This window comes from Candidatus Avelusimicrobium sp. (assembly GCF_051874775.1).
GTDB lineage: Bacteria > Elusimicrobiota > Elusimicrobia > Elusimicrobiales > Elusimicrobiaceae > Avelusimicrobium.
Genome location: NZ_JBJEGE010000022.1, coordinates 1 through 11,124 on the forward strand (window position 1 = coordinate 1; position 11,124 = coordinate 11,124).

Annotated in this window: 7 protein-coding genes; 3 read left to right on the plus strand and 4 right to left on the minus strand. The window is 47.6% G+C overall.

What is annotated here, in order from left to right; translation table 11 throughout:
* Positions 1-62: 62 nt before the first annotated feature.
* The gene (gene radC, locus ACI351_RS04280) at positions 63-749 is read left to right on the plus strand and encodes a RadC family protein (protein WP_439734022.1); all 687 of its coding nucleotides are present in this window, start codon (positions 63-65) and stop codon (positions 747-749) included.
* 24 nt (positions 750-773) lie between these two features.
* Here radC and ACI351_RS04285 read toward each other — a convergent pair whose 3' ends face one another.
* Positions 774-1,508 carry a ComF family protein gene (locus ACI351_RS04285; RefSeq protein ID WP_439734023.1) on the minus strand — a complete coding sequence of 245 codons (735 nt, stop codon included), beginning with the start codon at positions 1,506-1,508 and terminating at the stop codon, positions 774-776.
* Between the two features lie 8 nt (positions 1,509-1,516).
* The gene (locus ACI351_RS04290; protein ID WP_439734024.1) at positions 1,517-6,853 is read right to left on the minus strand and encodes a hypothetical protein; all 5,337 of its coding nucleotides are present in this window, start codon (positions 6,851-6,853) and stop codon (positions 1,517-1,519) included.
* A 231-nt stretch (positions 6,854-7,084) separates the two neighbouring features.
* Here ACI351_RS04290 and ACI351_RS04295 point away from each other — a divergent pair, with 231 nt between their 5' ends.
* Complete coding sequence (locus tag ACI351_RS04295) at positions 7,085-8,179, plus strand: LptF/LptG family permease (protein ID WP_439734025.1); 1,095 nt, start codon at positions 7,085-7,087, stop codon at positions 8,177-8,179.
* On the plus strand, positions 8,179-9,270 hold the full coding sequence (locus ACI351_RS04300; RefSeq protein ID WP_439734026.1) for an LptF/LptG family permease: 1,092 nt from the start codon (positions 8,179-8,181) through the stop codon (positions 9,268-9,270). Before ACI351_RS04295 ends, ACI351_RS04300 begins: the two co-directional genes overlap by 1 nt.
* Positions 9,271-9,393: 123 nt before the next feature.
* On the opposite strand, the gene ACI351_RS04305 is transcribed toward ACI351_RS04300, so the two are convergent.
* Both ACI351_RS04305 and ACI351_RS04310 read right to left on the minus strand, forming a co-directional pair.
* Positions 9,394-9,756, minus strand: coding sequence for a response regulator (locus ACI351_RS04305; protein WP_439734027.1), 363 nt, complete (start codon positions 9,754-9,756; stop codon positions 9,394-9,396).
* A gap of 7 nt (positions 9,757-9,763) precedes the next feature.
* On the minus strand, positions 9,764-11,124 hold a 1,361-nt coding region (locus ACI351_RS04310), incomplete at its 5' end, for a phosphoglucomutase/phosphomannomutase family protein (RefSeq protein WP_439734028.1).

Here is an 11,124-nt window from a genome sequence, read left to right on the forward strand (position 1 = left end):
TTCGCTCCACCTCTCGGGCTTACGCCCGGAGTTCTTGCGAGCGGAATGTATAGAATTATACTATGTCAAACACAAGCAAACCCTCTTACACCGGCCACCGTGAACGCATACGTGAAAAGTTTGCTTCTGCGGGATTGGATTCGTTTTTAGACCACGAAGCCTTGGAGCTTTTGCTGACGTATGCCGTCGCGCGGCGGGATATGAAACCCGCGGCGTGGGCACTTTTAAAACGCTTCGGCTCAATCTCCTCCGTATTAGATGCCACGCCCGAAGAACTGGCAAGCGTTCGTGGCGTCGGGCGCAACACCGCGCTGTTTCTAAAACTGATACGGGGAATTTTCAAAAAATATATGTTTGACGAAGTCAAAGGACGCGTAGCTATCCGTACGCCCCAAAACGTAATTGAGTATTGCCAAGCCTCTTTATCCGGCAAAAAAGAAGAGTGTTTAGAAATTATTTATCTGTCCGTACGCAATACGATTATCAATACGGAAATCATCGCCTCGGGCCTGATTGACCGCGTGGCCGTCACACCGCGCAAAATTGTGGAATGTGCGCTTTTGGCCAAGGCGTCGGCTATTATTTTGGTGCATAACCACCCATCGGGAGATGCGTCCCCTTCACAGGAAGATATTACGCTTACGCGCGAGGTTATCCGCGCCGCCGCCCTGTTCGGCATTTCGGTACACGACCATATTATCGTGGCAAAAGGCTCGCACTACAGCTTAAAGGCAAACGGCAAAATTTAGCAGCAGTCTTCCGCGCGCAATTTTTTATTCCCGCGCAAACGTGTAAGCAAACACTTTTTTGGCACCCGCCGCCTTGAGAGCCGCCGCGCATCCCTCCAAGGTCGCGCCCGTAGTGGCCACGTCGTCCAGCAGTAAAATCACTTTGCCTTTGACGTTATTCGGATGGCGGCACAAAAACGCGCCCGTCATATTTTCCAGTCTGTCTTTCCGGCCCAGCTTGGTTTGGCTGCGCGTATTACGCGTGCGGACCAGAGAGATTTCATCAACACAAAGTCCCATCTCTTTAGTAAAAGCACGCGCCAAAAGCGCGCTTTGGTTATATCCGCGTTTGCGGCGGCGGGAAGGAAACAGCGGCACAGGCATTACTATTTCGGCGGCTGCCAATTCCGGATACTTGCAAAAATTTACAGCCATTCGTTTGCCCATTTCCTGCGCCAAATAATCGGCACCGCTGTATTTGAGCGCGTGTATCAGCCCGCGGGAAGAAGCATTAAACGCAAAAGAGGAACGGATAAGGGAACATTTGTACGTTTTTACCTTGCTGCCGCGGCAATTATAACAATGTGCGCCACCGGACGTAAGCGTCACACCGCACCGCTGGCAAATAAGAGGCCCCGCAGCCTTGAGTCCTTTTTCGCACGAATCACATAAAAAGACGCAAGCGTCCCACGGCAAATCACACCCGCACGCAAAACACGTACGCGGAAATAAAAAATGCAAAATGCGTTTGACTAAAGAATAAAGCGCGGCAGCAGGCATACGCCCTCCTAAAATTGAACGGTAATGTTAGCCGCCACGTTATAGGCAGTATAATCTTCAGTGGCGACATAAGCGTGATCCAAAATAGTCAGCCCGCCCGACACCGTAAAACGCAGGTTTTGGGAAAACTCGTAATCGAGCGAAGAACTGAAATCGTACATTCTATAATTTTCTTTCACTTCCACGGGAGAGCGTTTATCCGTATAACTGAAGTTTGTATTCCAAATCACGCGGTTGGATGTGTTGTACACTTTATTAATAAACGGCAGTTTAATACCATGGGGTAAATTAAAGTCCCAGCGCAAATTTAGACTTGGCACGGTTTCAGTAGAACTTTCGCTGAGTTTGCCGCTTACCAGCCAACGGTCGTACGAATTATGCGTAATTTTGGGAGTTACGCGCATAGAGCCGACGTAAAAAGAAGTCTGCGCGGAAAAATTTTCCTCGCGTACTCTTTCCAAACTGGCGTTCATACGGATATCGGTTTTGTCGGAATTTTTGCGCGTGTAATTCAGCACCGTATCAAAATAATTAAACAGCATAAAGCGCAAGTCCCCGCCGTACTGGGTGGAGTATTGCTCGTCAGACCCTTCGTTAATCTGCTCCGACTTGCCGTAACGCAATTTTAAATTGGACGAACTCAGCCAGCGCCCGCCATAAAAGAATTTCTCCAAATCTGAAATGGAAAACGTCAAATCCGGAAGCGTAAGACTGGTGGAATCGTATGCCGTACCCGTTTGTTCGTTGGTTTGAAAAGTTTTGGTAAAGTTGTTGATAAGGGAAATGGTTTTAAGCGGAGCGGATGCACCGTTTAACTCATACCGGGAAAGCGGATTCCAACGCTGGGTAGAGGTAAATGTGTCGCGCAGCGTCATACTTTTGCGGTAACCGTACGCTCCCACATCCTTAAACGAGCGGCGAACCCACAGTTCTTTGCGCGAATCAAATCCGCTGTCCACATCCGCCCAAGAGTCCGCATCCTGAATGCGGTAACTGGACGAAATGACAAATGTATTAAACAGTTTGCTTTTGGGAAGCAGTTCGTTTCCGTTGAGCGCCAGCGTTATGCCGCCATCGGCATTGCGGTTGACGGTTTTTACGTCGCCCACCCCCACATTCACGCGCGCACCGGAAGATGTAATCGTTTTGGCGGTAAGGTTATTGTTTTCCACCGTGCTGATGTTGTAACTGACCGACGGTGCCAGCCATTTATTTATTTTCCACGTACTGTTAAAACCGGTATTCTGGGTCATGGCTTTGGGATAACGTGATGAAGTGACCGCGTCTGTTTCATATTTCATGCGGTCTTCTTTGCTTTTGCTCAAGCTGTAACTGGGGGTAAAACTGAAACGGTTGTTGGGCTGGTATGTTACCTTTACGTTCATTTTTTGGGTATTTTCGTCCGTATTGTAATAATTTTCGGACTCTAAATGACGTTCGCGGTCGTAATCCACGGAAGAATCGGTAATATGGTATCCCGCGGAAATGTTTTTAAACGAACCTACGGAATGCGTTAGCGTTGCGCCGTAAGTGCGGGCGTCATCTTTGCGTTTCATCGCGCCGTAATCCACTTGGTCAAGCGTATATTCCAACCCAATTTTGGGCATATTCTCTTTAATAAAGTCCCCGCGTACAACGGCAGTTTGGCGTTCCACCTTGCCTTTATCAAGCAGGCTGACGGTATTATAATCCGAACTGTCGGTAATCAGCGGAGTGACCACCGTACTGCGGGTTAAATTGGCCTGCATAGGAAACTCTTTGATTTTATCCACTTTCAAAAAGTATTCTTCTTCTGTCACTTCTTGGTTTTTGGCGACACTGAGCGGAGTTTCAAAATTGCTGTCCTGATATTTGTATTTGGCCCCCGCGCTGCCCCAGCCGTCCCACTTTACCACCACATCACCCTTATACGCTTCGCCCTCCAGCGTAATGGCTTCGGCCAAGTGAATAACGTTAAGCCACACTTCACCTTGGCTGCCGGTTGTACCTTCTTTTTTTTGTACGCCGGATAAAATCAAGCTGATTTCACGGAAATTGAGCAGTCCCCCCGCCGCGCGGTGACGGGCAACGCGCACATTGTACGACGTGTCGGATACATTCTCAAGCGTATCGGTAATGCCGTCTCCGTCTGAATCCACCATCCGAAGCGAAATCAGACGCCAGCCGTCAAAATCCGCCGGAACGATTACTTTGTCAAAATTCGTTTCCGTACCTACTTTTAAAAAGAACTCCGTTCCCGCATTGGCCGATGTACTATGCAACAGGAAGCGCAGTTCGCGGTGCTGCGAAAAATCCATACTCCTAAAGTTACGGTTGGCGTACAGCTCGCCCGCGGGATGAACTTCCTCTGTATCGTCAGGTACAAAAGGCAGAGAAGTGGTATCAAACTTTAAATTTAGCGATTGATCCAACGCGTTGGCGGAATTGTTATCTTTTTTGAAATTATCTACAGAACCGTACAAATAATCAAAAACGCGTTTACCGTCGCCAAAGCGGTCGGCAAAGATCGGTTCGTAATTGGAATTATCCACGTTATTGATACCGGATACGGCAAACTGGTCGGGGGCTGTACCGTCTTTTACGTTCCACGCGGTACCGGACAAAGACACATTGGCAATTTTAATCTGCCCTTTCATTTTTTGGCCTTTTTTCAGCGTAATACGCAGGTGGCGCACCGCTGTCCACTGGCTTTTTTCCGCCGATGTAATTAACAACGGCGACGTATACGTCTGCCAAGAAGTATTTGTCGCCAAGTTTCCGGCCAATCCGTCAATAGGCGCACCCGCAAAACCAAAATTACCCTGCAAAGGAATATCCTCCGCGTCATACTTTCCGTTGCCGTTTAAATCCTGCGTATCAATACGTCCGTTCGGCTGGGATTCGGGATTATAGACGTTTTCAACAAACGGATTATACCGTTCTTCCGTGCCGTCCGGATTGGTAAACAGCCAGCCGATATCCTCATTCGGAGCCAAGCTGTTACGGCAGGCAATATCTTCCGTTTTCGGCACGCCCATACCGCACTGGGTATCCATACCTAAAGAACTGTCAGAATACTCGGAAATGTTACCAAACGTAAAGTTTACCTGCGGGCCGCCTTCTTCGCCGAGCATCGTCAGCTCAAAAGATGTCTTGTCCGACAAGTCTACGCCGCTCGTGCTTAACGGATAGACGATGGAAACTTCATCGCGTCCGTCAAAATTGATACCTTGGGAAAAGTCATAATTTAAAACCAGCACTTGCTGCTTATCATTATAGTCAGCAATAGAATGCGGGTTGATTTCCAATGCGGGCAAATCCTGCGTATCCCAGCGGACGGCGTTTAAAAAGGACGGTTTGTTATTGGGGTTGGCTGCGATAATCCAGTCCCGAAAAATGCGCGAACCGGAGACCTGCTCGTTTGTTTCATTCATACTGTCAATCATCGCGTAACCGAACAGGTTCTGTTTCTTTCTGCTCTTGGCCACCTCTGCGCTGAAATCCACGGAAACCGGATCGGCTAGTTTAATGTCTTTGCCGTTTACGTCCGCCCCGTAGACAAGCAATTCTTTGGCATACGCACCCACCTGCGGTACGGAGGAGGGTTTGTCGCTCCCTTCCTGCAGCACCGTCGCGCCCATTACGATTTTATCAAACAATTTATAATCCAAACGTCCGCCCAAAACAGAGTTGTTGGAACTGGAACCCGTTATCGTATCATAAGTAATATCAATAACGGAATTTTCGGTAATTTCGTCGCCTTTGTAGAACGTAATAAAACCGGAGGTATAATCGATGTAATAATCGTTATTACGCACCAGCTGGCGGCCGTTTAGCTTGACACTTTCAGACTCAATAACAATGTCCGACTCAATAAAATACGTCTTTACCGTAGACTCGTACTGAATTTGAAACGTACGGTTACGCGAGGATACCGGCGTTACGTTGTAAAGTCCCGGGTCATCCACCATACGGTTCTGCAGCTCAAAGATACCCGTATTGAAATCCACCTCTATCGTGCTGGGATATACCTGACGGGGAGAGGCCGACTCTCCCACCTCTTGTCCGTTAGCGTCCAACAAGCGCAAAATAAAATTGCCTTTGCCGTTGTCCTGCGTGATTTTTTGCGCGCCGATATTATAAAAAGTTTTGATTTCCAGCTTGCTGGCGCTTTCGTCCGTATTACTGCCCCACACCTTATCGTTTTCCGTTTTAATCAGTTTGATGGTATTGGGCGTTGTTCCCGCCGCGCTAAGCCATTCGCCGCGCGAGTTGCGGTAGTCTACGGCGATAACACTCTCGGCCGAAATGGAACGCTTAAACGTAATAATGCCGCGCGAATAATCCACCGTATAGTCTACGCCGCGCGTTAAAAGCTGCCATTGGGCGGAATACCGGTCGGCGCCCAAGTAATCGGTGGCATCTTTGGTAATGGGAACATAATCGGACGAAGTAGTGTTGCTGTCCAAGTAAACTTCTTCGGATCCCGGGGAAATATTGCCGACGGCATCCCTCCAAAAAGAATAAGAGGAAGGGCTGTCCGGATGAATGTTCCCGCCGAAGGTTAAATCGTAATACGTCCGGCGGATATAATCCTTATCAGCCAGCGAAATAATTTCCGACACGCTGCTCCCCACAAACTGCTTCTGTTTACTGGAACCTTTCGTCTGCGAACCGATTAGATACAAATTGGCATTTTTGTGCTGCAAGTGCATCTTAGCGCCAAACAGCTGCTTTTGGTATGTGATAAATTCCGTCTGCGGAAGCGAAAGGTTCAGATCGCCGAATTCCGCCAGCTGCACCAGTTCCCCCTCTTTGCCGCGGTACGCCACAGAGATAGTTTTTTCGTCCTCGCGCTGGTCGTCATAATCGATGTCTACAAAAATACGGTCCATAATCTTACCCTGCATTTTGAGCTGCATTTCTTGGTTCATCTCCATCGAACTTTCGTTGCGTTCCTCAATATTGTTGTTGGGATCTTCTTTGTATTTTTTCGCGGAAAGTTTAAATCCCAGCACATAACGCCCCGTCAGCGCGATGCTGGTACCGTAAAGCGGCAATGAAAGTGTCGGATTCAAAAGGGTTAAATCGGGAATCGGTTCCGGCTCTTTATCAAGGCGGTAGGAGCCTTCTACAGCTGTAACGGCCTGACGCCAAAATTCGCCGGAATAGCGCAAGAGGTCCGCATCATCCGGAGGATCTTGAAGGGATAACTCTTCCTCCCGTTTAGCGGCCTGTTCTTCTTGAAAAATAGAATACTGCTCTTTATCCACCAAACTGTACGGCAGCGTCTCCGCACCCGCTGTGGGAGCGAAAATAAACTGAAAAAGCAGCAGAAAGGCAAGGGGGAACCGCAGTATCCTCATAACAACGCAAAACACCTCATTGTTTCATTTTATAATATTTACTCTCCCTATAATCGGCAAAATCTGCTTTCACTATACAAACCTCCCCCCACAGTACAACACCCTCTCCCACCAGCGGAAATACAATGAAAATTCCACCGTAAAATTCCCCCGTTTATCCCATTTCCGCCGCCACACGGTGTCTCTGCGCGTTTTCCCCCCGAAAAAGCCGATATTTTGTAAAATAAAAATATGCATATCAGCATATTTACCCGTTACATCGCAAAAAGCTTAATCACTTTCTTCGCTGGAGTGGTAGGAATTTTGACGTTCGTCATTTTTATGAACCATTTCATCCGCGTGCTGGATATGGCAATGACATACGGAACGGGACTGGGATGGATTGTATCGTCTTTACTCAACATTTTGCCGGATGTATTCTGTTTAAGCGCCCCAATGGCTTTTCAAATCGCCGTTTTGCTGACACTTACCAATATGAGTGAACAAGGAGAAATGATCGCTTTGCGCGCGGCGGGATTTTCCTTTAAAGAAATTATCCGCCCGCTGCTTGCGTGCGCCATTGTTTTGTCTGTAATCTTAATTATTATGGGCAACTGGCTGACCCCCCGCAGTTACAAACAATTTTTAAACCGCCGCGACGAAGCGCGCAGCAAAATCACCAAAGTAACACTGGAACCACAAACTTTTATTGATTTGGGAGACTGGGACTTGTATCTGGAAAAGCTTAACCCGCTAACTAACGCCGCCGAACTTATTCATTTAATCAAAAAAAATGACACAGGAGCACTCAGTACCAAAGTCAACGCCTCCTCCGGCAAAGTAATTTTAAGCGATACTGCCATTGGCCTGCAGTTAAAAGACGGGCAGATGCAGCGTGTAGATCAAAAGGATCCATCCTCTATCATAGCAGCCAATTTTGAAGATTACACAATGAGTATTTCGTTGTTCCGCGCCCACCAACGCGCCCCGCGTATGGGCGAAATGACCACCACCAAACTGCTGCGCCGTTTGCGCAAAGCCCCGCTTGACATTAAAACCGCCAACGAATACCGCACCGGTATCAGTATGCGTAACGTACTGGCGCTGTCTCCCATTATTTTGTTATTTGTCAGCTGTCCGGTCGGTTTTTCGCTGGGAAAACGCACCAATAAAGGGTGGGGAATGTTGTTCAGCGTGATTATTATTTTCAGCTTTTACCTGCTGCTGACGCTCGGTTTGTCTTTAGGTAAAAAATACACGTGGATCGCCTATCCGGGCCCGTGGCTGCCGATTTTTGTCGGAATCGGTGCAGCGTACTGGCTGTGGAAAAAAAGGATGAATATCTGATGTGCGCACATCTCATTTACAAATACATTTCAAAAAAATTTTGGGGGCCGTTTTTCTTCTCATTGGGAGTATTCGCTACCCTTGTAGTATTGGGCGACACCTTTGAGAAGATGAAGAATCTGGGAAACGGCGTTACCACCATCTGGGATATTTTAGCCTATTCCACGGCCACGTTTCCCAATTGGATTACCACCATTATGCCCGTGGCCTGCCTGCTCGGAGCAATTTCCGTCATTTCCGAAATGGTTTCCAATGGTGAATGGACGGCCTGCGTGGCAGGGGGTTTTTCGCCGCGGCAATTATTTAAACCGATTATTGCGTGCATTTTGCTGGTAGCCGCAGTAACCCTGCTGATACAGGAATTTATTGTTCCGCCTTTAAACGCAAAAGCCGACTACATTTATTATACGCGTTTAAAACCACATCCCAATTATAACCAATCCTTGGAACAAGATGTGATTATCAAAATTTCCCCTTCCCAAATGTTATTCGCCAAAGAAGTGGACCTGACACAAGGCGCTATGAATAAAGTTTCCGTAGACGCTTACAACAGCCAGTGGGAAATAGCCGAACAGATTGTGGCGGAACAGATGGTGTGGGATAAGAAAACGGAAAGCTGGTTGTTCGTGGACGGCTTACGCCGCACGTTTACTGATGCGACCAATACCGCCGAAGAAAAGTTTGCCGCTGCGCCCGCTCAACTGGACATCCGCCCCGACCAAATGTCCATCAGCCGCGTAGACGAAGATTTAATGAGTGTACGCGACTTGACCAAACGTATCCGCTTCCACAAACAAACAGGGCTTTCTTACTACTCCGCTGAAACGATGCGCCAAGCCAAATTAGCAACTCCTTTCGTGACGGTACTTATCTGCCTGCTGGGGATGCCGTTTGCCATCAGCACGCGCCGCAAGAGCAAAATTGTAAACATCATGGCTTCGCTCGTCATTGCGTTTTCGTTTTGGGCACTGATTTCTATGTTTACGTCCATTGGCGAAAATGGTTATGTTAATCCTTTCGTCGCCGGTTGGGGACCGGTACTATTTTTTTCCGTTGTCGTATTTTTTGAATTTAAATGGTTAAAACTGTAAGCCGATTTATACTGTGCGGCGGAAGAACTTTTCAACACCCTATTGCCAGAGCATCTGTAGAAAAAATAAATTTTATACACAAAAAAGACCCGTTAAGGGTCTTTTTTATTCAAAACAGGCTTTCTATTTACCGCAGACGTGACGTATGGAGGATAACAACTCATCGGAATCAAACGGCTTATACAACACGCCGTCCGCGCCTAACCGCTGTGCTTCAGCCAAAATTGTATCTTGCCGCAAACCGGTAACTACCAATACTTTTATATGCGGGTAATGACGTTTCAATTCCGCCAAAATATCCAAACCGTTTTCCGTTGGGAAAAACACGTCCAGCAATACCGCGTCTACCGTGCATTCTTTAAGGCCCGCGCGCATTTCAGCCGAGCCGCCCGATTCAAAAGCCACCTCAAATCCGGATGACTCCAACACGTTTCGGATAGCCGCACGCAAAATAACAGAATCATCCACCAGCGCAATTTTAATCATATCGCCTCTACTTCAAATAGGAGGAAACCAGTTTTTCCCCAAATTCGATTAAAGCAAGCGTGTCTTTTTTGGTAGCGCTTTCAGCGTAGATACGCAAAAGCGGTTCCGTGCCGGACGGACGGAGAAGCAGCCACTCGTCGTTTTCCAAAATAATTTTTAGACCGTCAAAGGTAGCCAGTTCCGCCACTTTGCGGCCGTTGATTTTTTTGGGCAGTTTCTTACGGAGTTTTTCCGTCAGTGCGGCTTTATCCACCGGTTTAAAGAGAGGTAAATCTTTACGCAAATAAACGGACGCGCCGTATTCCTGCGCCACCAACGTGCACAACTCGCTGGCTTTTTTACCCGTAACAGTCATCACTTCCAAGAAGGCAAGCGCCACGGTCAAACCGTCGCGGTCAGGCAGATTGCCTTTCCACGCAAATCCGCCGGATTCCTCCACTCCGAAAGCCACATCCTCCAGTGCCATACGTTCGGCCACGTGTTTAAAACCCACCCCCACTTCTTCAAACAGCATTTCGTATTTGCGGGCGATGCGTTTAAGCAAATACCCCATAGAAACCGTCTGCACGATTTTACCTTGGAGTTTTTTATTTTTAATTAAATAATCGCAAAGCACAGCAGCAATAATACACGGCGTCAAATAGGTCCCTTTTTCATCCACGAGTGCTACGCGGTCGCCGTCGCCGTCAAAAGCTACACCCAAAGCAGCTTTTTTTTCTACGACGGTTTTCTTCAACACAGCCAAATTTTTTTCCACAGGTTCGGGCTGCGCTCCGCCAAAAGTAGGATCGTGTTCGGCACGAAGCGCAATGACCTGTTTTTCAGGCAGGAATTTTTCCATATATCCCGCAGCCGCACCGTACATATAGTCCATTACCACTTTGCCTTTAAAGGTTTTTATTTTCTTCAAATTCACATGCGAAGCGACGTATTTAAAATATATGTCGGAACAATCTTTTTGGACCGCCTTCTGCCCATACAAAAAGAGAATGGAATTTTGGTCCAATAATGCTTCTACCTCTTTGGTCACACGTGCGGAAGCCGAACCGCCTGCCAGTTTGATTTTAATGCCGTTATAGTTAGCCGGATTATGGCTGGCGGTAACCATAATACTCATCCAAAATTTATTTACACTCAGGCACGCGGCCACCGGCGTGGAAACAGGCCGGTCCGAAAGGATAACGTCGATTTTGTTGGAACGGAAAATGCTGGCAATATCAGCTGCGAATAAATCGGACATAAAACGTCGGTCAAACCCGACAAAAATTTTAGGCATTTTGCCTTTTTCATCGCTCGGAGCGTTTTCGTTGATGTAATCGGCCAGCGCCTGCGCGACGCGGCGGACATTTTCAAAAGTAAAATTCCACG